23 protein-coding genes and 3 tRNA genes are annotated in these 22,866 nt (G+C 71.1%); 15 read left to right on the top strand and 11 right to left on the bottom strand.

Annotated elements, in window-relative coordinates; translation table 11 throughout:
- Positions 1-151: 151 nt before the first annotated feature.
- Together CACI_RS07765 and CACI_RS07760 are read left to right on the top strand one after the other, a co-directional pair.
- Positions 152-2,530 carry an ATP-binding protein gene (locus CACI_RS07765; protein WP_012785771.1) on the top strand — a complete coding sequence of 793 codons (2,379 nt, stop codon included), beginning with the start codon at positions 152-154 and terminating at the stop codon, positions 2,528-2,530.
- Positions 2,531-2,652: 122 nt separating this feature from the next.
- Positions 2,653-3,084 carry a hypothetical protein gene (locus tag CACI_RS07760; protein ID WP_012785770.1) on the top strand — a complete coding sequence of 144 codons (432 nt, stop codon included), beginning with the start codon at positions 2,653-2,655 and terminating at the stop codon, positions 3,082-3,084.
- A gap of 25 nt (positions 3,085-3,109) precedes the next feature.
- Here the strand turns inward: CACI_RS07760 and CACI_RS07755 are convergent, their stop codons facing one another.
- The 4 genes from CACI_RS07755 to CACI_RS07735 form a co-directional block, all read right to left on the bottom strand.
- Entirely contained in the window at positions 3,110-4,618 is a 1,509-nt protein-coding gene (locus CACI_RS07755) for a DHA2 family efflux MFS transporter permease subunit (protein WP_012785769.1), read from the bottom strand.
- A gap of 191 nt (positions 4,619-4,809) precedes the next feature.
- Positions 4,810-4,882: transfer RNA gene (locus tag CACI_RS07745), tRNA-Arg, on the bottom strand.
- Between the two features lie 4 nt (positions 4,883-4,886).
- Positions 4,887-4,959 (bottom strand) — tRNA-Glu (locus CACI_RS07740).
- A gap of 16 nt (positions 4,960-4,975) precedes the next feature.
- A tRNA-Arg gene (locus CACI_RS07735) sits at positions 4,976-5,050 on the bottom strand.
- 32 nt (positions 5,051-5,082) lie between these two features.
- Between CACI_RS07735 and CACI_RS07730 the strand changes: the two genes are divergently transcribed.
- Together CACI_RS07730 and CACI_RS07725 are read left to right on the top strand one after the other, a co-directional pair.
- Entirely contained in the window at positions 5,083-5,361 is a 279-nt protein-coding gene (locus CACI_RS07730) for a hypothetical protein (RefSeq protein WP_041540111.1), read from the top strand.
- A 327-nt stretch (positions 5,362-5,688) separates the two neighbouring features.
- On the top strand, positions 5,689-5,955 hold the full coding sequence (locus CACI_RS07725; RefSeq protein ID WP_041540110.1) for a hypothetical protein: 267 nt from the start codon (positions 5,689-5,691) through the stop codon (positions 5,953-5,955).
- 398 nt (positions 5,956-6,353) lie between these two features.
- On the opposite strand, the gene CACI_RS07720 is transcribed toward CACI_RS07725, so the two are convergent.
- On the bottom strand, positions 6,354-7,787 hold the full coding sequence (locus CACI_RS07720) for a gamma-aminobutyraldehyde dehydrogenase (RefSeq protein WP_012785768.1): 1,434 nt from the start codon (positions 7,785-7,787) through the stop codon (positions 6,354-6,356).
- Between the two features lie 191 nt (positions 7,788-7,978).
- On the opposite strand from CACI_RS07720, the gene CACI_RS07715 reads away from it, so the two are divergent.
- From CACI_RS07715 to CACI_RS07700, 4 genes are all read left to right on the top strand, one after another.
- Complete coding sequence (locus CACI_RS07715; protein WP_012785767.1) at positions 7,979-8,458, top strand: Lrp/AsnC family transcriptional regulator; 480 nt, start codon at positions 7,979-7,981, stop codon at positions 8,456-8,458.
- Between the two features lie 66 nt (positions 8,459-8,524).
- Positions 8,525-9,901 carry an aspartate aminotransferase family protein gene (locus tag CACI_RS07710; protein ID WP_012785766.1) on the top strand — a complete coding sequence of 459 codons (1,377 nt, stop codon included), beginning with the start codon at positions 8,525-8,527 and terminating at the stop codon, positions 9,899-9,901.
- A gap of 131 nt (positions 9,902-10,032) precedes the next feature.
- Positions 10,033-10,701 carry a pyridoxamine 5'-phosphate oxidase family protein gene (locus tag CACI_RS07705; protein ID WP_041541323.1) on the top strand — a complete coding sequence of 223 codons (669 nt, stop codon included), beginning with the start codon at positions 10,033-10,035 and terminating at the stop codon, positions 10,699-10,701.
- Positions 10,689-12,107: an NAD(P)/FAD-dependent oxidoreductase gene (locus CACI_RS07700; protein WP_012785764.1), complete on the top strand. Its 1,419-nt coding sequence runs from the start codon at positions 10,689-10,691 to the stop codon at positions 12,105-12,107. The genes CACI_RS07705 and CACI_RS07700 overlap by 13 nt, the downstream gene beginning before the upstream one ends.
- A 110-nt stretch (positions 12,108-12,217) precedes the next feature.
- Here the strand turns inward: CACI_RS07700 and CACI_RS07695 are convergent, their stop codons facing one another.
- Positions 12,218-13,036: a hypothetical protein gene (locus tag CACI_RS07695; protein ID WP_012785763.1), complete on the bottom strand. Its 819-nt coding sequence runs from the start codon at positions 13,034-13,036 to the stop codon at positions 12,218-12,220.
- A gap of 54 nt (positions 13,037-13,090) precedes the next feature.
- Complete coding sequence (locus CACI_RS07690; protein WP_223297476.1) at positions 13,091-13,702, bottom strand: TetR family transcriptional regulator; 612 nt, start codon at positions 13,700-13,702, stop codon at positions 13,091-13,093.
- A 98-nt stretch (positions 13,703-13,800) separates the two neighbouring features.
- Between CACI_RS07690 and CACI_RS07685 the strand changes: the two genes are divergently transcribed.
- From CACI_RS07685 to CACI_RS07665, 6 genes are all read left to right on the top strand, one after another.
- Positions 13,801-14,718 (top strand): oxidoreductase, encoded by a 918-nt coding sequence (locus CACI_RS07685; RefSeq protein WP_012785761.1) that lies wholly within the window; start codon positions 13,801-13,803, stop codon positions 14,716-14,718.
- A 193-nt stretch (positions 14,719-14,911) separates the two neighbouring features.
- Entirely contained in the window at positions 14,912-15,724 is an 813-nt protein-coding gene (locus CACI_RS07680) for an ATP-binding cassette domain-containing protein (RefSeq protein WP_012785760.1), read from the top strand.
- A gap of 365 nt (positions 15,725-16,089) precedes the next feature.
- Positions 16,090-16,260: a hypothetical protein gene (locus tag CACI_RS51035; RefSeq protein WP_012785757.1), complete on the top strand. Its 171-nt coding sequence runs from the start codon at positions 16,090-16,092 to the stop codon at positions 16,258-16,260.
- Positions 16,257-16,985: a hypothetical protein gene (locus CACI_RS07675; RefSeq protein WP_012785756.1), complete on the top strand. Its 729-nt coding sequence runs from the start codon at positions 16,257-16,259 to the stop codon at positions 16,983-16,985. Before CACI_RS51035 ends, CACI_RS07675 begins: the two co-directional genes overlap by 4 nt.
- Positions 16,982-18,028 carry an ABC transporter ATP-binding protein gene (locus tag CACI_RS07670; protein ID WP_012785755.1) on the top strand — a complete coding sequence of 349 codons (1,047 nt, stop codon included), beginning with the start codon at positions 16,982-16,984 and terminating at the stop codon, positions 18,026-18,028. The genes CACI_RS07675 and CACI_RS07670 overlap by 4 nt, the downstream gene beginning before the upstream one ends.
- Positions 18,025-18,867 (top strand): ABC transporter permease subunit, encoded by an 843-nt coding sequence (locus CACI_RS07665; RefSeq protein WP_012785754.1) that lies wholly within the window; start codon positions 18,025-18,027, stop codon positions 18,865-18,867. Before CACI_RS07670 ends, CACI_RS07665 begins: the two co-directional genes overlap by 4 nt.
- A 13-nt stretch (positions 18,868-18,880) precedes the next feature.
- On the opposite strand, the gene CACI_RS07660 is transcribed toward CACI_RS07665, so the two are convergent.
- The 4 genes from CACI_RS07660 to CACI_RS07645 form a co-directional block, all read right to left on the bottom strand.
- Positions 18,881-19,597: an NAD(P)-dependent oxidoreductase gene (locus CACI_RS07660; protein ID WP_012785753.1), complete on the bottom strand. Its 717-nt coding sequence runs from the start codon at positions 19,595-19,597 to the stop codon at positions 18,881-18,883.
- A 93-nt stretch (positions 19,598-19,690) separates the two neighbouring features.
- Positions 19,691-20,137 carry a VOC family protein gene (locus CACI_RS07655; RefSeq protein ID WP_012785752.1) on the bottom strand — a complete coding sequence of 149 codons (447 nt, stop codon included), beginning with the start codon at positions 20,135-20,137 and terminating at the stop codon, positions 19,691-19,693.
- A 33-nt stretch (positions 20,138-20,170) separates the two neighbouring features.
- Positions 20,171-21,358 carry a 23S rRNA (adenine(2503)-C(2))-methyltransferase RlmN gene (rlmN, locus tag CACI_RS07650; RefSeq protein ID WP_012785751.1) on the bottom strand — a complete coding sequence of 396 codons (1,188 nt, stop codon included), beginning with the start codon at positions 21,356-21,358 and terminating at the stop codon, positions 20,171-20,173.
- A 7-nt stretch (positions 21,359-21,365) separates the two neighbouring features.
- Complete coding sequence (locus tag CACI_RS07645) at positions 21,366-21,917, bottom strand: PadR family transcriptional regulator (protein WP_012785750.1); 552 nt, start codon at positions 21,915-21,917, stop codon at positions 21,366-21,368.
- A gap of 84 nt (positions 21,918-22,001) precedes the next feature.
- Between CACI_RS07645 and CACI_RS07640 the strand changes: the two genes are divergently transcribed.
- Entirely contained in the window at positions 22,002-22,793 is a 792-nt protein-coding gene (locus CACI_RS07640) for an alpha/beta fold hydrolase (protein WP_012785749.1), read from the top strand.
- Positions 22,794-22,866: the final 73 nt, after the last annotated feature.

Raw genomic sequence — 22,866 nt, 5'->3', positions numbered from 1 at the left:
GTTGCCGCCGCACCATCCGCTGCGCGACTCGCACCCCGAGGTTAAACAGTGGCGCCACCCGGAAGCGAGAATCCCGTACAACTCCGTACACTCGTTCGCAAGCCGTAGACCTGCGGCGTTCCCCGCCAGCGGTACACGGAAGGGCTTGGCAGTGACGGACCCGGCGATCTCCGCCGCCCCCGATCCCGCCGGCGCGGTCGATCTCGCCGACTTCATCGAGCGGCTCCGGATGCTGCGCGCGCACGCCGGCTCGCCGTCCTTCCGCCTTCTGGCCAAGCGCGTGGGTCCCCTCCTGAAGCCGCCGCAGGAAGTCACGCACTCCACGGTGAGCGACGTCTTCGACCCGGCGCGCCGCCGGCTGAACCAGGAACTGGTCGCGGCGATCGTGCAGGCGCTCGGGGTGACCGAGGCGCAGGCGGCGCGGTGGCGGGCGGCATGCGTGGCGGCGCACGCGACGCGGCGGCCCGCCGGGACCGTCGGGGTGTTCCGGCAGCTGCCGGCAGAGCTGGCGACGTTCACCGGACGGCGGGAGGAACTGGCTGCGCTGATGGCGCTGGTCGGTGAAACCGGCGCTGGTCTCGGTAGCGGTAGCGGTAGCGGTATCAGCACCGGTACCAATACCAGCGCGCCGCAGACCGTTGTCGTCTCCGCGATCGAGGGGATGGCCGGGATCGGCAAGACCCAGCTGGTCATCCGCGCCGCGCACGAGCTGGTGCGCGCGGGGCGGTTCGCCGACGTCCAGCTGTATGTGAATCTGCGCGGCTTCGACGCCGAGGCGGCGCCGGCCGATCCTTCCGACGTCCTGGATTCCTTTCTGCGCCAACTGGAAGTGCCGGCGCGACGCATTCCGGAGGACCGCGACGAGCGCGCCGCGATGTTCCGCGACCGGATCGCCGGCCGCGACGCCCTGCTGGTGCTGGACAACGCCGCCGACGAGGCGCAGGTCGCCGACCTGATCCCGGCCGACCCGCGCTGCCTGGTGCTCCTCACCAGCCGCCGGAACCTGGCCGGGCTGGACGGCGCGCGCCTGTTCCGCCTCGACGTCTTCCCGCCGCGCGACGCGCTGGAGCTGCTGGCGCGCGTGGTCGGGCAGGAGCGGGTCGCGGCCGAACCGGAGGCCGCCGCCGAAGTGGTGCGGCTGTGCGGGTTGCTGCCGCTGGCGGTGTCGCTGGCCGCCGCCCGGCTGCGGTCGCGGCCGGCGTGGAGCTTGGAGCGGCTGGCCGCGCACCTGCGCGACAGCGGACTGGACGCGGTGCGCGCTGGGAGCCGGGAGCTGCGTCCGGTGTTCGACTTGTCCTATCGCGATCTGCCGGCGGCCACGGCGCGCGCCTTCCGGTTGCTGAGCCTGCATCCCGGCCGCGGGTTCACCAGCGGCGCGGTGGCGGCGCTGAGCGGCACGTCCGAGGGAGCGGCGCGCGCCGCTTTGGAAGCGCTGGTCGACGAGAACCTGATCGAGCAGCGCACCGCGGATCGGTACGAGCTGCACGACTTGCTGCACGCCTATGCGGTGGAGCGTGCGCAGATCGACGAGAGCGCGGCGGAGCGCGAGGAGTCGCTGGGGCGGTTGCTGTCGTGGTACCTGCACACGACCGAGAATGTGGCGCGCGCTGTGGAGAACCGGCGGCTCCTGGAAACGTTGCCGACGCTGCCGAGCGAGCCGGCGGCGCCGCGGTTCGCCTCCGCGCAGGAGGCGATGGCCTGGTACGACGCCGAGCGCGAGAACCTCAGCGCGGTCCTGATGTGCGCCGCCGACACCGGACGGCACGACCTCGCCCTGCGACTGCCGGTCACGCTGCTCGGGTGCTATCAGCGGCGCAAGGACTGGGCCCGGTGGCGCTCGGCGTACGAGACCGGGCTGGACAGCGCGCGCGAGGCCGGCGACCGGACCGCGCAGGGCAGGTTGTACAACGGGCTCGGGCTGGTGCTGTTCGACCTGCGCGCCTACCCCCAGGCGATCGAGGTCTACGGCGAGGCGCTGGCGCTCGCCGAGGAGATCGGCAGCACGCGGCAGGTCGCCTCGATCCTGGGCAACATCGGGGACTGTCACTGCCGCCTCGGCGACTTCGGCACTGCCGAGACGGTAATCCGCCGCAGCCTGGCGCTGTTCCGCGAGATCGGCGACCCGCAGAACCTGGCGTCCTCGCTGTGCAACTACGGGGTCCTGCTCCACGAGGCGAAGCGTTTGGAGGAGTCGCACGCCACGTACAGCGAAGCCCTCGCCGCCTCGCGCAAAGCGGGCAACCGCCGCTTTGAGGCGATCATCGCCTTCAACCGCGCCGAGGTCTGCATGGACCAGGACCGTCCCGCCGAGGCCGAGGAAGACTACCGGCTGGCGCTGACGGCCGCGCAGGACGCCGACGACCGCCCGACCGAGGCGGAGGCCCGGCGGTCGCTGGCGCGGCCGCTGAGGGCGCTCTCGCGGCCCGCGGAGGCCCGGGAGGCACTGCGGGCGGCGCTGGCCCTGTTCGAGGCGCTGGGGTCCCCGGAGGCGGCGGTGACGCGGGAGCGGTTGGCCGAGCTCGGGGACTGAGGGCCTGGGGGCGCCGGCGCCCCTAGCATCGAGACCAGGTCGCAATGTACCGGTTATCACCGCTTCACCACCGGGCCGGCACAATATAAGAGTTCTTATTCACTCAGGAACGGGGGATCCTCATGAACACCGATGCCGACCGCAGTGACGGTGTCATCCACTCGGACCCGGATTTCGGCGGCGGCGCCGTCGCGCAGCCGGATTCGGAAGCCCACAGCGCTGGTGTCATCCAGCGGGACCCGGATTGGGCCGGCGGTGCCGTCGGGCAGTCCGAGGCGGTCGTCCAGCCCGACCCGGATTGGACCGGCGGCGCCGTCGCACAGCCCGACGCGGTCGTCCAGCCGGACCCGGGCGCCACCACCGGCGGCGGCGTCGCACAGCCCGACGCTGCCGAGCGGCCCGACCCGGACGTGACCGGCGGCGCCGTGAAGCAGCCGGACCCCCAGTGGGGCGGCGGCGCGGTGAAGCAGCCGGACCCGGAGATGACCGGAGGCGGCGTCGCACAGCCCGACGCTGCCGGGCGGCCCGACCCGGGCGAGGCCGTCGGCGGCTGACCGGCCTCGGCCGGGCTGATTGCTCTCAGCCGGCCCGATCCTGGGCCGGCTCCAGCGGCGGGCTCCCTATCGGCAGGCACGTCGCGCACTGCGGCTCCTGCGCCTCGTGCTCCGGCGTCGTGCGCGTCGCCGCGTCGCGGATGCCGAACCAGGCGATGGCGCCGGAGACCGCGAACAGCGCCGCGGACAGCACCATCGCCTTGGTGAACGCCGGCTCGAGCTTCGCCGGGTTCGCGTAGCCGTCGCCCTTCAGTCCCACCAGCAGCGGGAACGCCGCCACGGCCAGGGCGCCGGCGGCGCGGGCCACCGCGTTGTTCACGCCGCTGGCGATGCCGGCGCGGTCGGTGGTGGTGGAGTTCAGCACCGTCACGGTCACCGGGACCGCGATCATCACCATGCCGAGGGAGAACACCAGCAGGCCGGGCAGGATGTGAGTCAAATAGTCCGGGTGGTGGCCGGACGTGGCCAGGATCAGCGTGCCGATCGCCGTCAGCGCGCCGCCAGCGGTGATCAGGCGGCGTGCGCCGACCTTGGTGGTGAGGCCGCCGACCCGCGAGGACAGCGTCATCAACACGACCGTGGTCGGCAGCGAGGCCAGTCCCGCCTCCAGCGGCGAGTAGCCGCCGACCACCTGCAGGTACGTCGCGAAGAAGAAGAACAGCGCGCCGAGCGCCCCGTACGCGGTCAGCGTCAGGGCGTTCGCCGCACTGAACTCCCGCGAGCTGAACAGCGACAGCGGCATCATCGGCGCCGGGGAGCGCCGCTCGACCAGGACGAAGGCCACCAGCGCCGCGACGCCGAGCACCGCGGTCACGATCACGCTCGCCGACCCCAGCCCCTTGGAGCCGGCCTCGACCAGCGCGTAGGTGACCCCGGCCAGACCCACCGCGCCGAGGACGGCGCCGGGCAGGTCGAAGTGGCCCGCGACCAGCTCCTTGGACTCCGGCACGTAGCGCAGCGCGATCGCCACGACCGCGGCCGCCAGCGGCAGGTTGACCAGGAAGATCCAGCGCCACGAGGCGTACTCGATGAGATAGCCGCCGACCAGCGGACCGGCCGCGCCGGCGATGCTGGCCAGCCCGGACCAGGCGCCGACGGCCTTGGCGCGGTCGTCGGGGTGGAACACCGACTGGATCAGCGCCAGCGCACCGGGCGTCAGCAGCGCGCTGCCGATGCCCTGGATCGCGCGGAAGGCGATCAGGAAGCCCAGACTCGGCGCCAGCCCGCAGGCCAGCGAGGCCAGCGCGAACCAGACCACGCCGATCAGGAACACCCGGCGGCGGCCGAAGCGGTCCCCGAGCGAGCCGCCGACCAGGACGAAGGCGGCCAGGGTGAGGGTGTAGCCGGTGACCGTCCACTGCAGCCCGGCCAGCGTCGCCCCGAACTGGCTGCCGATGCGCGGCAGCGCGATGTTGACCACCGTGCCGTCGAGGAAGGCCATCGCCGACCCCAGGATGGTGGTCGCCAGGACGCCCCGGCCGATCGGCGTGCCCAGCCGCACGCTGCCCGCCTCGGCGGAGGCAACCGGGCTCACTGCTCACTCACCATGCGGACCATCGTGTCACGCACGCTGCACAGGCGCACGCCGTTGGGGGCGCGGGGATACCAGGGCCGTGACATCGGGAGGACGGGGGGGCGAACGGCGGCCGCGCGAGGGACGAACGGCCCGTGATCAGCGGTCGTGGGGGAAGAGAAGGGGAACGAGAAGAGGAACGAGAAAAAGGAGCCAGGCGGCCGGAATCGAACCGGCGTCCTCCGCATCCGCAGTGCGGCGTGTCTGCCTCTGCACTACGCCTGGCAAGCCCGGGCAGCCGGATTCGAACCGGCCTCCTCCGCCTTGAGGGGGCGGTGTGACTGCCTCTGCACTACACCCGGGACGGCTCATCGGCGGCTCGGACGACCGGATTCGAACCGGCGTCCTCCCGGTTTCGGAGACCGGGCGCGACAACCTCTGCGCTACGTCCGAGCCGGGTCGAGCTTGGCCGATCGGCGGCCGGCTTGTCCACCGGATCCGCGCGGTGCCCGTCGCCCTCCACGTGCTCGCAGATCAGCTCCGTATACGGCCACGGCTCGATCAGCGGCGCGCCGAGCTCGATCGCCGAGCCCGCCGGACCGATGGTCACCGGCGCGGCACCCGCGGCCGCCAGGATCGGCGCCACCGATCCGGTCGACATCGACGCGCGCACAGGTTCGGCCATCCTCGACAACGTGCCGACACGCTCCTGCTCCAGCGCCCACACCGGCTCCGGACCGGCGGTGAGAGCCAGCGTCGCGTAGGCGGCCCAGCGCATCGCCGGTACCTTCAGCGTGGCGTTGACGCGTCGCAGAACCCAGTGCACCAGCTGCGGATCGCTGCACACCAGCAGCGGCTCCAGCGAGGCGATGTCCTCGGCATGCGACTCCAGCCGCGAGATGAACCTCGGCCGGAACCCGCCGACCGCCTCCGCCAACCGCACCAGACCGACCCGCAGCGCACGGTCTGTCGGCGGAGCGAAATAGGCATGCTCCAGCACAGCGATGTCCGTCCGTTCCCGCAGCACCTGATCTCGCAGCTGCGCGATCGCATAGGCCGGATTCCGATTCAGCGACGCCCGCATCGCCTCCGTGCCCAAGCTGCCGAGCGCGTACTCGACGAACAGCGGATGCAGCGGACCGCGGTCCAGCATCCGCGTCAGAACCCCGGCCGCCGCGGCGTTCGTCACGCAGTCGTCGAGGAAAGCCTCCGCGATCCCGGGCGGCGCCAGCGCCAGCAGCACCGCCGAGGCGTCCACGCCCCGCGGCCAGCGCGGCGCGCGACCGGCCCACGACGCGGGATCGGCGTGCTCGGGACGGACGACCGAGTCGACCAGCTCGACGACCGTCCCGCAGTAGGAACCGGCGCGCATCGCCAATGCCCGCCACAGATCCGCGTCGTCGCCGACCCAGCGCTCGAGCAACGCCGCGACCACCGCGAGCAGCTGCCGCCGCCAGGGTTCGAACTCGCTGCGGGTGACACCGAGTCCCTCCCGAGCACGGCCGTTCAGGTAGTCCTCCATCAACCCGTCGACCGGCACCAGCAGTCCCAGCACCTCCACGGCCGGGCGGGTGCGCGCCACGGCGTCCACGGCGTCCAGCGCGCCGGACATCAGCCCGGTGATCAGGGCGCCGCGGTCGCGGAAGTGGGTGCTCGCGTCCATGGGCTCATCATGGTGGAAAGCCGTTGGGCCGGCCCGGGTTTTCCCGAGCCGGCCCGCGGTGGCGCCCCTGGCGTATCTGACGTATCAGGCGTGTCAGCCTTCGATGTTGCTCATCACATGCTTGATGCGCGTGTAGTCCTCGAACCCGTACATCGACAGGTCCTTGCCGTACCCGGAGTGCTTGAAACCGCCGTGCGGCATCTCGGCGACCAGCGGGATGTGGGTGTTGATCCACACGCAGCCGAAGTCCAGCGCCTTGGCGGCGCGCATCGCCTTGCCGTGGTCCTTGGTCCACACCGAGGACGCCAGCGCGTACTCCACGCCGTTGGCCCAGCTCAGCGCCTGCTCCTCGCCGGAGAACTTCTGCACGGTGATGACCGGGCCGAAGACCTCGTTCTGGATGATCTCGTCGTCCTGCCGCAGACCGGAGACGACCGTCGGGGCGAAGAAGTAGCCGGTGTCGCCGACCCGCGCGCCGCCGGTCTCGACCTTGGCGTGCGCCGGCAGGCGGTCGATGAAACCGGTGACGTGGCGCAGCTGGTTGGCGTTGTTCAGCGGGCCGTAGAGCACGTCCTCGTCGTCCGGCGCGCCGGTCTTGGTGTTCTTCGCGGCCTCGGTGAGCTTTTCGACGAAGGCCTCGTACGCCGCGTCCTCGACCAGCACGCGCGTCGCGGCGGTGCAGTCCTGGCCGGCGTTGAAGTACCCGGCGACCGAGATGCCCTCGACCGCGGCGTCCAGGTCGGCGTCGGCGTAGACGATGACCGGCGCCTTGCCGCCCAGTTCCAGGTGCACGCGCTTGACGTCCGCCGAGGCGGTGGCGGCGACCTCCATGCCGGCTCGGACCGAGCCGGTGATCGAGGCCATCGCCGGGGTCTTGTGCCCGACCATCGCCCGGCCGGTGTCCCGGTCGCCGCAGACCACGTTGAACACCCCGGCCGGCAGGATCTCGCCGATGATCTCGGCCAGCAGCAGGGTGGACATCGGCGTGGTGTCCGAGGGCTTCAGGACCACGGTGTTGCCCGCGGCGATGGCCGGGGCGAACTTCCAGACCGCCATCATCGCCGGGTAGTTCCAGGGCGCGACCTGCGCGCAGACGCCGACCGGCTCGCGCCGGACCCAGGAGCTGTGCCCGGCCAGGTACTCGGCCGAGGCGGCGCCCTCCAGCATCCGCGCGGCGCCGGCGAAGAAGCGGATCTGGTCCACCATCGGGGGCAGTTCCTCCGAGGCGGTCAGCCCCAGCGGCTTGCCGGTGTTCTGCGACTCCACGGCGACGATCTCGGCGGCGCGCGCCTCGATCGCGTCGGCGACCTTCAGCAGCAGCCGCTGCCGGTCCGACGGCGTGGTGTCGCGCCAGGCCGGGAAGGCCTCGGCGGCGGCGCGCATCGCGGCGTCGACGTCATCGGGCTCGGACACCGGCGCGAGCGCGATCACCTGCTCGGTGACGGGGTCGATGATCTGGCTGGTCCGGCCCGACACGGTGTCGACCGGCTTGCCGCCCACGTAGTTGCGCAGCTGGCGTGCTTCCACGGTGTTGCTCTCCTTCAGTGCCGCCGCGACTTCCTCGTCGCGGCATCGGGACGGGTCCGGGCCGGTCTCACGACCAGCCTACACAGCTCCGGTCACAGTGACGATGGATTCAGTGCTGAAAATCGCCCTGGCGTACGGATTCCATCGATGAAGCCTTGCCAAGATACCGTTCCCGTTGTCACAATCCCTTCGTGACCGACAGGACGAACGACCGGGCCGGCGGCTACCATCTGGATCCCCTGTCCAAGGCGATCATCGAACAGCTCCAACAGGACGGCAGGCGCGCGTACGCGACGATCGGCCGGGCGGTGGGTCTGAGCGAGGCCGCCGTGCGCCAGCGGGTGCAGAAGCTCATCGACGCCGGCGTCATGCAGATCGTGGCCGTGACCGACCCGCTGACCGTGGGCTTCCACCGCCAGGCGATGATCGGCATCCGCGCCGAGGGCGATCTGGAGCCGGTGGCCGACGCGCTGGCCGCCATGGCCGAGGTGGACTACGTGGTGATGACCGCCGGGTCCTTCGACCTGCTGGTCGAGGTGGTGTGCGCGGACGACGACCACCTCCTGGAGATCATCAACAAGCGGATCCGAGCGCTCCCGCAGGTCCGGTCGACCGAATCTTTCGTCTACCTCAAGCTTCGCAAACAAACGTACACCTGGGGCGCCCTGTAGCGGCAAGATCGGCGCCCGCCAGGGCCCGTCCCCGAACGATCCACTCCTTTGGACGAGGAAGTTGCAATGAGCACCGACAGCCTGGACAAATCCGCCTACGACCACCTCTGGATGCACTTCACGCGGATGTCGGGGTACCGGGACAACCCGGTGCCGACCATCGTCCGCGGCGAGGGCGCGCGCATCTTCGACAGTAACGGCAAGCGCTACCTGGACGGCTTGGCGGGCCTGTTCGTCGTGCAGGCCGGGCACGGCCGCGTCGAGCTCGCGGAGGCGGCCTACAAACAGGCTCAGGAGCTGGCGTTCTTCCCGCTGTGGAGCTACGCGCACCCGCAGGCGATCGAGCTGGCCGACCGGCTGGCGCACTATGCCCCGGGCGACCTGAACAAGGTCTTCTTCACCACCGGCGGCGGCGAGGCCGTGGAGACCGCCTGGAAGCTGGCCAAGCAGTACTTCAAGCTGGTCGGCCAGCCGATGAAGCACAAGGTGATCTCCCGCAACATCGCCTACCACGGCACCCCGCACGGCGCGCTGTCCATCACCGGCATCCCGGACGCCAAGAAGTACTTCGAGCCGCTGGTCCCCGGCGCGCACAAGGTTCCGAACACCAACTACTACCGCGCGGACGAGATCACCGGCGTGCCCGGCATGAGCGAGGAGGAGTTCGGGATCTGGTGCGCCAACCAGGTCGAGAACATGATCCTCACCGAGGGCGCGGACACGGTCGCGGCGGTGTTCGTCGAGCCGGTGCAGAACTCCGGCGGCTGCTTCCCGCCGCCGCCGGGATACTTCCGGCGGCTGCGCGAGATCTGCGACCAGTACGACGTCCTGATGGTCTCCGACGAGGTCATCTGCGCCTTCGGCCGGCTGGGCACGATGTTCGCCTGCGACAAGTTCGACTACGTCCCGGACATCATCACCTGCGCCAAGGGCATGACCTCCGGCTACTCGCCGATCGGCGCGACCATCGTCTCCGACCGCGTCGCCGCACCCTTCTACGAGGGCACCAACTACTTCCCGCACGGCTACACCTTCGGCGGGCACCCGGTCTCCTCGGCGGTGGCGCTGGCGAACCTGGAGCTGTTCGAGCGCGAGGGCCTGAACCAGCACGTGCTGGACCACGAGGGCGCGTTCCGCTCGACGCTGGAGAAGCTCACGGACCTGCCGATCGTCGGCGACGTCCGCGGCGACGGCTTCTTCTACGGCATCGAGCTGGTGAAGGACAAGGCGACCAAGGAGACCTTCGACGACGACGAGTCCGAGCGCCTGCTGCGCGGCTTCCTGTCCAAGGCGCTGTTCGACGCCGGCCTGTACTGCCGCGCCGACGACCGCGGCGACCCGGTGGTGCAGCTCGCGCCGCCGCTGATCGTCGGGCAGAGCGAGTTCGACGAGATCGAGCAGACGCTGCGCTCGGTGCTGACCGAGGCCTGGACCCGGCTGTAGGTCGGTACACCGGCCGTAGCCCGCCTGTAGACAGCACAATCGGCTGTACTCCGCGACATCGGGGCGCCTTCGGCAGCCTTGCCGAGGGCGCCCTTCTCCTTCCCTGAATCCTCCGAATGGTTCTGATCGCCATGACCGAGTCCCTGGGCTCGACTGCCCGCACCCGAGTCCGCCGCCTGCCCGAGAAGGCCGCCACCGACCGCTCCGCGCTGCACGAGGTGCTGGACGCCGGCTTGGTCGCGCACGTCGCGGTCACCGACAACAGCGGCCCGAACGGCGCGGCGCAGCCGTACATCCTGCCCGTCGCCTATGCTCGCGACGGCGAGCGCGTGCTGTTCCACGGCTCCACCGGCTCGCGGCTGTTCCGTTCGCTGGCCGACGGCGCGCCGACGTGCTTCACCGTGACGCTGCTGGACGGTTTGGTGGTGGCCCGCTCGGCCTTCGAGTCCTCGATGAACTACCGCGGCGCGATGGTGCTCGGGACCAGCCGGATGCTGCCGGAGTCCGAGAAGGAGGCGGCGCTGGAGCGGATCACGGAGCACCTGATGCCGGGACGCTGGAAGGAACTTCGCGCACCCAAGCGCAAGGAACTCGCCGCGACCGTGGTGCTTTCGCTGCCGCTGACCGAGGCGTCCGTGAAGATCTCCGCCGGCGGGCCCGACGACGATCCGGACGACCTGGACGCCCCGGTGTGGGCCGGCGTCGTACCGCTGCACGAGGTGTACTGCGACCCGACGCCGGCGACGAACCTCGCGCCGGGGATCGACGTACCCGACTACGTGCGCCGATGGCGGCGGTGAGTGCCGTGGACGCGGCGGGCACGATCGACGGCGACCTTTCGCTGTGGCACGAGCAGGTGGCGGCGGCTGGTCCCGCGCCGAACCGTCCCACGCTGGCGGCTGATATCGAGGCTGATATCGCGATCGTCGGCGCGGGATACACCGGTCTGTGGACCGCGTACTACCTCGCCAAGGCCGATCCGTCGCTGCGGGTCGTGGTGCTGGAGCGCGAGTTCGCGGGGTTCGGCGCCTCGGGGCGTAACGGCGGCTGGTGCTCCTCGCTGTTCCCTTCCTCGTTGGCGAAGGTGGCGAAGGTCGGCGGCGGGAAAGAGCGCGCGGTCGCCTTGCAGCGCGCGCTGAACGAGACCGTCGACGAGGTCGGGCGTGTGGCCGCGGAGGAAAGGATCGACTGCCATTTCGCCAAGGGCGGCACGGTGGTTCTGGCCCGCACTCCGGTTCAGCTGGAACGTGCGAAGGCCTCGGTCGCCGATGAGCGGTCGTACGGTTTCGGCGAGGAGGATGTCAGGCTGCTGAGTGCGGCTGAAGCCTCAGCGATGGTCGGCGCGACGAACGTGCTCGGCGGCACGTTCACCCCGCACTGCGCGGCGATCCAGCCGGCGATGCTCGCGCGCGGTCTGGCCGAGGCCGTCGACCGGCTCGGCGTCACGATCCACGAGCACACAGCGGTCGCGGCGATCCATGACGGCGTGGTGCAGACCGTGGGCGGAGCGCGCGTCCGAGCCGGAAAGGTAGTGCGCGCGACCGAGGGTTACACGCCGTCGATCGCCGGCTTCCAGCGCGATCTGGCGCCGGTCTACTCGCTGATGGTCGCCACCGAACCGCTGCCGGACGCGGTCTGGGAGCAGATCGGGCTGGCCGGGCGGCAGACCTTCTCCGACTTCCGCCACCTGATCGTCTACGGTCAGCGCACCGCCGACAGCCGGCTGGCGTTCGGCGGCCGCGGCGCGCCGTACCACTTCGGCTCGCGGATCGAGGCCGGCTACGACCGGGACGACCGCGTGCACGCCGAGATCCGCCGCACGCTGCGCGAGCTGTTCCCGGTGTTGAAGGACACTGCGTTCACGCACCGCTGGGGCGGGGCGCTGGGCGTCCCGCGCGACTGGTTCGCCTCGGTCGGCTACGACGCGAGGCGGCGGCTGGGATGGGCCGGCGGCTACGTCGGCGACGGCGTGGGCGCGACGAACCTGGCCGGACGCACGCTCGCGGACCTGCTGACCGGCCGCGACTCCGCCCTGACCCGGCTGCCGTGGGTCAACCACCACTCGCCGCGCTGGGAGCCGGAGCCGCTGCGCTGGCTCGGCGCGAACATCGGCCTGCGGACGATGAGCGCGGCCGACGCCGAGGAGGAGCGGACCGGGAAATCCTCGGTGCGCGCAAAGGTTTTCGGGCGCTTCCTCGGGCACTGATACGCGGGGATCAGGCTGCTGATACTGCTTGCTTCAGCCCTCTGACACACTGCCGTCCCGGGTGGCTTCCGCATACCCGGGACGGCTGATCCGGCGCGCTTGCCGTGCGCCTACTTCGTGCAGGTCAGGGTGAGGTTGCCGCTGCTGTCGCCGGTCACCGCGATGGTCAGCTTGTGCGCGGAGAGCGAACCCTTGATGTGGACGGACACCAGCTGCGAGCGGTCGGACGCCGAGCCGACGGAGACGTCGAACGATCCGGTGCCGGAGGGCAGATGGGTCGCCTTCACGTCGTTGGTCGGGTCGCCGGCGTCGTGCAGCGTCGCGGAGCTGCCGTTCTGCGTCCAGGTGCCGCTGGCCGTGCCGGCGGTCCACGTACCGTCGCCGACCGTGAAGCTGAGCGGCCCGTCGCCGGCGTCCTCGGAGCCGGCGCCGGACGCCTTGCACGCCCAGGTGCCCTTCAGGATCGCGGCGAGGTTGCCGCTCCCGCTGCCGCCGAGGCTCACCGCCAGCCCGATGCCGCCGCCGACCACGACTACGGCTGCCGCCACGATCACCAGCAGACCGTTGGTGGTCTTGTAGAACGGCGGCTTGGCACCGGCGTAGCCCTGGGGCGGCGTCATCGGCATGCCGCCCACGGGGATCTGGGCCTGCTGGGTCGGCATGCTGCCGACAGAGCCCTGCGGCTGCTGCGTGGCTGCGGCTGCGGCGTCCCGCAGCTGCTGCTCGAACCCGGGATTCGCGGCCACCGCGGCGGCGATCACCTGGACCAGCTCGGCGCGCGCCGCCGGATCGCCGCTGTTCATGTACGCGGGGAGCCGGTTGTCGCCCCCGAGACCGGCCGAGGCCACCGCGTAGAAGTCGTTCCCGGCCGGCAGCTGCCCGAGCCGGAGCTGATCGAGTCCTGAGACGACCCACTCCGCGAATTCCACTGTCCCACCCCTGTTCAGTTCACGTTCCCCGGTACCCCCTGCCGGGAACGTATCTCAAACCGTGAAGGCTTGACCAGCTTCTTCGAACGCTGAGTCGAGTACGGCGGCGGGATCGGCGCGGCCGTCGGAGGCGGCCCAGTACTGCAGCGCGCCGACGAACGCGAGCAGACCCAGCCCGGCGGCGAACTGGTCGCGCGGGGCGATGGTGTCGCGGCCGGCGCGGCGGGCAAGGACCGCGGCGAGGTCGTCGCGCAGGAGGTCCTGGCGCTCGGCGAAGCGGGCGCGCAGGGCGGGGATGTTCTGGGTGTGGCGGATCAGGGCCACCGACTTCTCGCGGTTCTCGGCGAAGTCCTCGAGGGTGACGGTCTTGACCGCCTCGCGGATCGCCACGGCGGGGGGTTCGTCGGCGGGGCGGGCGGCGACCTCGGCGACGATCCCCTCGGTCACCACGACGACCGAGGAGATGACCACGTCCTCCTTGGAGGCGAAGTACCGGAAGAACGTGCGGCGGCTGACGCCCGCGGCGGCGGCGAGGTCGTCGACGGTCGTCTCCTCGAAGCCCTGCCGGGCCAGCAGCCGCAGCGCGGCCTCGGCGAGCTCGTCGCGGACCAGCTGGCGTTTCCGCTCAGCCAGGGACAAGCCGGGGTCTTCCGTTCTGCGCCGCACGCCCCTACCGTACCAGCGTTCTCGCACTGACGGGCGAAGTTGACACTCAGTGCCAACCAAGGCATCGTGTGCAGCACAGCGACTCACAGGAGGACGTCATGAGCACGAAGTGGACCGCCGACGCGATCCCGGCCCTGGCCGGACGCACGTTCGTGGTCACCGGCGCGAACAGCGGGCTGGGGCTGGAGGCCGCGCGGCTGCTGGCCGGGAACGGAGCGCATGTGGTGATGACCGCGCGCAGCCGGACCAAGGGCGAGGCCGCGGCGGCGCGGATCGGGCAGGACGTACCGGGCGCATCGCTGGAGCTGCGGACGCTGGACCTGGCCGACCTCGACTCGGTGCGGGAGTTCGCGCGAGGGCTGCACGAGGACGGCGTCGGCGTGGACGTACTGATCAACAACGCCGGCGTGATGATGGCGCCGCAGCAGCAGACCAAGCAGGGCTTCGAGTTGCAGTTCGGGACCAACCACCTCGGGCACTTCGCGCTCACCGGTTTGCTGCTGGACCTGCTGGCGGCGGGGAGCGACCCGCGGGTGGTGACCGTCTCCTCGACGTTCCACAAGCAGGGGTCGATCGACTTCGACGACCTGATGCGGACCAAGGGCTACAACCCCAACGCCGCCTACGCGCAGTCGAAGCTGGCGAACCTGTTGTTCGGGCTGGAGTTGCAGCGGCGGCTGAGCGCGGCGGGCTCGCCGGTGCGCTCGCTGATGGCGCACCCGGGGTATTCGGCGACGAACCTGCAGTTCGCCGTGACGACCGGCTGGCGCAAGGCGATCCTGCGCGTCGGCAACTCGCTGTTCGCGCAGAAGGCGGCGGTCGGCGTGCTGCCGGAGGTGCGGGCCGCGGTCGCACCGGATGTGGCGGGCGGGCAGTACTACGGCTCGGCCAACTTCTTCGAGACGCGCGGGCATCCGGAGGTGGTGCAGCCGAGCCGGCGGGCTCAGGACCCGGAGTTGGCGGCGCGGCTGTGGGAGGAGTCGGAGAAGCTGACGGGGGTCGTGTACCCGCTCTGATTCCGAGGCGGGCTCTGATCTCCCGCACTGTTCGAATTCCGCACTGTTCGAAGGGCCGAATGCGCACCGGCCGCACGCCACGCATTCGGCGACTTCGGACGACTCGGACGCCGCGCAGGTCCGGCGCCGGAGGGTCGCACGTCCGGCGCAACCTTGGTTAGGCGGTTGCGCCCTTCAGGGCACACGGCTGCTCGTGAGCATCCCGTCCGACAACCCGATCCTGCTGGCCCGCGACTTCGGGCCCGACGCCCTCACCCTCGCCGTCGGCGAAGGCGAGATCGTGGCCCTGCCCGGCGCCTGCGACGAGGGCTTCCTGCGCGCGCTGTCCGGCGCCGACCCGGCCTGGCCCGGCGGACTGTGGCTCCAGGGCGAGCCGCTGCACACCCTGCGCCCCGCCGCCCGCCTCCGCTTCGCGCACACCCAGTGCGCCGTCGCCCCCCGCGTCGGCAAACTCCTCCCGGAACTCACCGTCGCGGAGAACACGGCACTCCCCCTGATCCTGACCGGCCTCGGCCGCCAAGAAGCCCGCCGCCGCGCCCTCCGCTGGCTGGAGCGCCTCGACGCCGCCGCCTGCGCCGAATGGCGCATCGCCGACCTGACCCCCAGCGAAATGCGCCGCGTGGCACTGGCCCGAGCACTGGTCCTGGACCCGGCAATCCTCCTGGCCGAAGACCCCACCGACGGCCTCAGCGCCCCAGAGCGCCTCCACCTCCTCCGCATCCTCCGCGCCGCCAGCGGCACCCACGGCCTCACGATCATCGTCGCCACCGACGACGAGGACGTGCTCCGCTGGGCCGACCGAAGCATCACGGTGAAGGTGAAAACCCCTGCGGCGGAGCCGGCGAACACCGAGCTGGCAGCCGAACCACTCCCCGCCCCGATCACGGAACCCGCCGCGATGATGAACCACGCAGCCCACGGCGGCATCCCCCACCGCATCGGCCGCCACGCCCGCGGCGAGCACCGGTTCTCACCGGTCGGTTCCGGAGCGGAGCGCGGGCGATGAGGGCGGGCGACCAGGCTTTCGGCCGCAGCGCCGCAGCCGATGGGGCGAGCTTCGCGATGAGTGCCCCGATCGCGCGCCTCGGCTTTCGCCAGCGCATCGAGGCGGCGGCGAACCACCAAGCTTCCGAGCACCACGCCGCAGCCGATTCGGAGGCTTCGCGATGAGTGCTCTGATCGCCGCTCCGATCGCGCGCCTCGACTTTCGCCAGCGCATCGTGGCGGCGGCGAACCATCAGGTTTCCGAGCACCGCGCCGCAGTCGATTCGGAGGCCTCGCGATGAGTGCCCTGATCACCAGCTCGATCGCGCGCCCGACGCACCACCAGGTTCTCGACCGCAGCGCCGCAGTCGATTCGGAGGCCTCCTGATGAGTGCCCTGATCACCGCGCCGATCGCGCGCTTCGACTGCCGCCAGCACACCGAGCCGATGGCGAACCACCAAGCCTCCAACCACCGCGCCGCACCGTGTGCCGAGCCGACCGCGCACCGCCAGATTTCCGGCCGCAGCGCCGCAGCCGATTCGGAGGCCTCCCGATGAGTGCCCTGATCACCGCGCCGATCGCGCGCTTCGACTACCGTCTGCGGATCGCCGCGGACCTCCTGCGTGCCGCGCCGCGTGCCGAGCATCTGGTTGTCGGCGGGATGGCGCTCGCCTCGGCGGCTGGTGCGTGGCCGTTCGGCGGGGCGCTGTATTCGGCGGTGGCGATTCCCGCGCTGCTGGTGCTGGCCGCGTTGATCCGGCATCACCTCGACGGCCTCGGGGCGCGGCGCGAAGCCCTCGCCGCTGCCGGCGCCGATCCGGCCGACGCGTTGGTCATCCAGGTCGCCGGTCCGCTGGGGGCGACGTGTGTCGGTGCGATGGTCGGGCTCGGTGCGTGCGTCGCGCTCGGTCGGGCGCCGGTGCATGCGCTCGCTCCTCTCGCCGTCGGCGTCGTCGCCGCGCTTCTCGTTCGTCGGGCGTGGATCGGCGCCCCGGCGCTTGTTGCCGGTTCGCTTGGGGCGCTCGCCACCGCCGCCTTGGTCCGTCTGGCGACGTCCGGCTCCCCCGCCGCGCCGGTCGCCGAAGCACGTTCCCGCGCCAGCGTGCATCTCGTGCAGCCGGCCGCCTCGGTGTGGAGCGCCGCGTGGCCGACCGTGCTGGCCGCTGTGTTCACGCTGGTCGCGGCGCAGCTGGTGATCACGCGGCGGCGGCAGATTCGCGGGATGGCGCGCGCCGTGACCGCCGCGGCTGCGCGCCGCCTGATCGCGAGGAGCAGCGCATGATTCAGGCTGTCGGGCTCACCAAGCGCTATGGCGAGAAGGTCGCCGTCGACCACGCCGACTTCTCCGTCGCGGCGGGGACCGTCACCGGGTTCCTCGGGCCGAACGGTGCGGGCAAGTCCACCACGATGCGCATGATTCTGGGGCTGGACCGGCCCACCGACGGCACGGTCACGGTCGACGGCAAGCCTTACCGGAACCTGCCTGTGCCGCTGCGGGAGGTCGGCGCGCTGCTGGACGCCAAGGCGGTGCACGGCGGCCGGACCGCCTACAACCACCTGGCGTGCCTGGCCAAGTCCAACGGCATCCCGCTGCGGCGGGTCGACGAGGTCATCGGGCTGGTCGGGCTGGAGCAGGTGGCGAAGAAGCGCTCGAAGAACTTCTCGCTGGGCATGGGCCAGCGCCTGGGCATCGCCGCGGCGCTGCTCGGCGATCCGGGCACGCTGCTGTTCGACGAGCCGGTCAACGGCCTGGACCCCGAGGGCATCCTGTGGGTCCGCAACCTGATGAAGTCGCTGGCGGCGCAGGGCCGCACGGTCTTCGTCTCCAGCCACCTGATGAGCGAGATGGCGTTGACCGCCGACCGCGTCATCGTCATCGGCCGCGGCCAGATCAAGGCCGACACCACGATGCGCGAGTTCATCGCGCAGAACGCGACCACGCACGTCCGCGTCCGCTCCCCGCACATCGGCAAGCTGCGCCAGCTGATGAGCGGCAAGGGCTGGCACACCGAGGCGCTGCCCGACGACGAGGGCGCGGTGGAGGTCTTCGACGTGACCTCCGAGGCCGTCGGCGACCTGGCCGGCGAGAACGGCCTGTGGCTGCACGAGTTGGCGGTGGTCCAGCCGTCCCTGGAGGAGGCGTTCATGAGCATGACGGCCGACAGCGTCGAGTACCACGCCGGCGTGCCCGGCATGGCGCCCGGCCAGGTCCTGGGGCAGCCGGGACTGGCTCCGGGCCAGGTTGAGCCACAAGCCCAGACCAAGCCGCAAACCCGGACCGAGCCGCAAGCACCGCCCCCCGGCAGCGGGGAGGCGCAGCGATGACCGCCGCACCCGCCACCGCCGCGCACCCCGGACCCGGACCCGCCATCGACGGCCGCGCCGGCTTCGGCAACGTCATCTCCAGCGAGTGGCTGAAGATCCGCACCGTCCGCTCGACCTTCTGGACCCTGGTCACCCTGTTCGCCGGGTCGGCGGTCATCACGCTGCTGATCTGCCTGGCCGCGGCGGACTCCTACGCCAAGGACCTGGCCGCGGGCAAGCCCGACTCCGCGGACATCGTCCTGGTTGGCCTGGCCTTCGTCGGCCAGATCGCGGCGTACGTCCTGGGCGTCATGACGATCAGCGCCGAGTACTCCACCGGCGGCATCCGCACCACGCTGACCGCGATGCCGCGCCGGACCGAGATCCTGGTGGCCAAGGCGATCCTGTTGGCCGTCATGGTCTTCGTCATCGGACTGGCGACCGCGTTCCTGTGCTTCTACCTCGGCAACATCCCGTTGCGCGCCAAGCACGTCAACGTGAACCTGTCCTACCCCGGCGCCACCCGCGCCATCTTCGGCAGCGCGCTCTACCTCGCCGGGCTGTCGCTGTTCGGCCTGGCGATGGGCTTCCTGCTCCGGCACACCGCCGGCGCCATCACCATCGGACTGGCGCTGATCTTCATCATCGGCAACCTGGTGCAGCTCATCCCCGGCTCGGTCGGCCGCTGGCTGTTCAAGGTGATGCCGGGCAACGCCGGCGGACAGGTGACCGCGTTCGGCGAGACGGATCGCCACGCGGACAAGGCGTTCGCGCCATGGACCGGGTTCACGGTGTTCCTGATCGAGGTCGTGGTGCTGCTGATCGTCGGCGCGCTGCTGTTCGAGAGGCGGGACGCGTAAGCCTGTCAGACGCCTACGACGCCGGAGCCAGGCCGTAGACCGCGGCCTGGCAGCGGTGGACCGTCGGCGTGTCGATCTGGTCCAGCACCGCGACAGCCAGGTCGTCGTAGGAGAACAGCACCGGCGTCGCCGCACGGTCCAGCAAGTCGTCGCCGAGGCGGTAGCGGCCAGTCGGTCGCGCATCGGGCGAAAGGCGCGGCGGCGGTGTGAGAACGAGCCAGTCGACCTCGGAATCCTGATCGCGCCACGCGTTCAGCCCGCGCAGCCGAGCCACGGCGAACGGCCGCAAGTACGCCGGGAACGCCACCTCGTCCTGGAACAGCCGGAGTTCGCCGGTTCTCAGCATCGCGAACAAGCCGATCTCGACCGCTCGGCAGTCCCGATCCCGAGCAGCCTGGCTGAGATTCTCGACCAAGCCGACGTAGTAGTCCGGATCGAAGCCCTCGACCGAATCGGGCGTCGCGGTGAACGGCGCGACAGCGTTCACCAGCGCCGTGACCTCGCCGGGCACCTGAGCGAGCACCGAGGCGACGCTGCCGGCGTCGGTGAGATCCCCGGCGACGACCGCGACCTCGTCGCCGAGCGCTTCCAGGCCCGGATACTTCGCCGGATCGCGGACGACGCACAGCGCCGCATGGCCGCGACGCAGCGACTCCCGCACGACGGCCTTGCCGGCGCGCCCGCCGGCTCCGAAAACGACGATCAAGCCTGCTTTCCGCTCGCTGGGCATGAGGCGGACGGTACCGCGCCCGGGCCGGTTCGCGCGCCCCGAACGCAGGGATGATCAACCCGGTTGATCAACCCTCCTGACCAATCCTCCTGATCAACCCTCTGCGTCGGCCGCGCTCTTCCCATGCTGCGCGGTCCCGGCGGCGGACGGCGCCACCACCTCGACCTCGAACCCGGCGACGTCGGCGAGGTAGGCCGCGTAGTGCTCCGGTCCCCCGGCGTGCGGGTAGACGTCGGCGAACAGCTGCTCCCAGCCGTGCGCCGGTCCCGCGGCCTGGATGCGGTCGACGGTCGTCTCGTCCGGGGCGTGCACCGCCACATGGTTCAGCCCGGGACGCAGCCGGTCATACGGCAGCCCCGGCCGGACCGCCGAGGACTGCTCGACCACGAGGTAGGCATCGCCGTTGCGCCAGCTGCGGCCCTCGGGCCAGTTCTGGTAGAGCTCCCAGCCGAGCTGGCCGAGCAGCCAGGCCCAGGAGGCCTCCACCGCCCGCAGGTCCTCCACCCAGATCTCGACGTGATGGAATCCTGTCGGCGGCATGGGTCCTCCCCCGGTCGGTGCGGCTGTACCGCCCTACTTCACCGCCGCCGCGAGCTGACCGCAAGCCCCGTCGATGTCCCGGCCGCGAGTGTCGCGCACCGTCACCGGTACCCCCCACTCCTGCAGCCGGCGCACGAACTCGGCCTCGTCCTGCGGCCGCGAGGCGGTCCACTTCGAGCCCGGGGTCGGATTCAGCGGGATCAGGTTCACGTGCACCAGCTTGTTGCGGAGCATGCGGCCGAGGCGGTCGGCGCGCCAGGCCTGGTCGTTGATGTCCTTGATGAGCGCGTACTCGATGGAGACCCGGCGCTTGGTGACCGAGGCGTAGCGCCAGGCGGCGTCCAGAACCTCCGAGACGTTCCAGCGGGTGTTCACCGGGACGAGGGTGTCGCGCAGCTCGTCGTCCGGGGCGTGCAGGGAGACGGCCAGGGTGACCGGGATCGCCTCGGCGGTCAGCTTCTCGATCGCCGGGACCAGGCCGACGGTGGAGACCGTGATGTGCCGCGCGGACAGGCCGAGGCCGTCCGGCACCGGCTCGGTCAGCCGCCGCACGGCGCCGATCACCGCCTTGTAGTTCGCCAGCGGCTCGCCCATGCCCATGAACACGACGTTGGAGACCCGGCCCGGACCGCCGGGGACCTCGCCGCGGGCCATCGTCCGGGCGCCGGCCACGACCTGCTCGACGATCTCGCCGGTGGACATGTTGCGGGTCAGACCGGCCTGGCCGGTGGCGCAGAACGGGCAGTTCATGCCGCAGCCGGCCTGGGAGGACACGCACATCGTGGTGCGGTCGCGGTAGCGCATCAGCACCGACTCGACCGTCGCGCCGTCGAACAGGCGCCACAGGGTCTTGCGAGTGGTGCCGTTGTCGGCCGTCTGCTCGCGGATCGGGGTGAGCAGGCGCGGGGTGAGGATGCCGGCCAGCTCCTCGCGCTTGGCGGCCGGGACGTCCGACCACTGGGCCGGGTCGTCGGCGAGGTGGCCGAAGTAGTGCTGGGAGACCTGCGCGGCGCGGAAGCCCTGGTGGCCCAGCTCGGACAGCGCCTTCTTGCGCTCGGCCGAGGTGAGGTCGGCCAGGTGGCGCGGCGGCTTGGCGCGGCGCGGGGAGGTGAAGGTCAGCTCGCCGGGACGCGGCGGCTTCGGCGCGATGGTGACGTCGACGGATTCGACGGCGTCGGTGTCGACGGCGGGCACGGGCGTTGCGGGAGCTTCGGCAGACATAGTGTTACTAGTTTCCCACGCCCGAGTGACCGCTCAGTTCATCGAGCTCCTCGATGGTCGCGTCCAGCCACTTCAGCTCAGTGCGACTGGTCACACGCGCGATCTCCAGCACACCGCGCCGGAACGGGTCGCCGACCTCCTCAGCGCTCAGCGCGTGATCGTCCTCATAGAAGAAGCTCGCCGGGACACTCAGGAACTCCAGGCGGCGCCGCAGGACCGCGGCCTGCGCCGCCGGGTCGTCGAGGTGGCGCAGGAACGCCAGCAGGCAGAACCAGTGGTTCTCATCAGTGACGAAGACCTCGGGGGGCTCGCGCAGCATCCGCAGCAGTTTGTCGCGGCCGGCCGGGGTCAGCTCCAGCATGTGCCGGGGCGCGGCGATCGACCCCGCCTCCAGGTTCTTGATCACCAAGCAGCCCTCCACGAGGCGCTTGATCGCCGGATAGAGGGTGCCGTCCGCGATCGGGCGGATGTGGCCGGTCAGCGCGGCCAGCCGCTTGCGCAGCTCGTAGCCGTGCAGTCGGGCTTCGAAGAGGAAGCCGAGGATCGCGAACTCCAGCATGGGTTGAGGATACCTCGGCGCCGAGGTATCTTTCTCGGCGCCGAGGTACATCGATACCGAGGTATATCGACGGGAGGGTATGCCATGACACTGCACGCTGCCGAGGTCCGCGCCGACGGCTCCGCGATCCGCTGGACCGAACTTCCCGGCACCGAGCCGGCCCGCGTCTACATCCACGGCCTCGGGGGCAGCTCGGCCCACTGCTTCGCCGAGGTCGCCGCCAGCGACGGTCTGCGCGGCCGGCGCTCCCTGCTGCTGGACCTGCTCGGGTTCGGCGTCAGCGACCGGCCCGTCGACGCCGACTACGCCCTGGAGGACCACGCCGACTGGGTCGCCATCGCGCTGCGCGAGGCCGGCGTCTCCGGCGCGCAGATCCTCGCGCACAGCATGGGCGGCTCGATCGCGACCGTACTCGCCCTCCGGCATCCGGACCTGGTCTCCGGCCTGGTGCTGATCGACTCGAACCTAGACCCGGCGCCGGAGATCCCGCGTCCCGGCTCCTCGCAGATCGCAAGGTACGGCGAGACCGTGTTCCTGCGCGGAGGCGGCTACGAGGAGACGCTGGAGAAGGTGCATCCCGGCTGGCGCGCGACCATGCGGCTGGCCGGCGCGGTGGCGCTGTACCGCAGCGCCGCCAACCTGGTGCGGTTCGAGGGACGCGCGATCCTGAAGACGCTCGACGTCCCGCGGACTTACCTCTACCCCGCCTCGGACGGTCCGCTGAAGGGGGCTGAGGAGCTGACCGCCTCCGGAGTGAACGTCGTCGCCCTGCCGGATTGCGGACACAACATCACGCTGGACAACCCGACGGGTTTCGTAGAGGCGGTGCTCGCGGCGGAGAACGCTCCTGAGGACGCCATGGTGCGCGCCGCCTAACGGAAGACATCGCTAATAGACCGACGGCCCTGTGCGGTTCCCTTAGGGAATATCGCACAGGGCCGTCGGTCTA

Source organism: Catenulispora acidiphila DSM 44928 (assembly GCF_000024025.1).
GTDB classification, from domain to species: domain Bacteria; phylum Actinomycetota; class Actinomycetes; order Streptomycetales; family Catenulisporaceae; genus Catenulispora; species Catenulispora acidiphila.
Note: the sequence above shows the minus strand (reverse complement) of the source record. Positions and strands in the feature narration are given on the sequence as shown.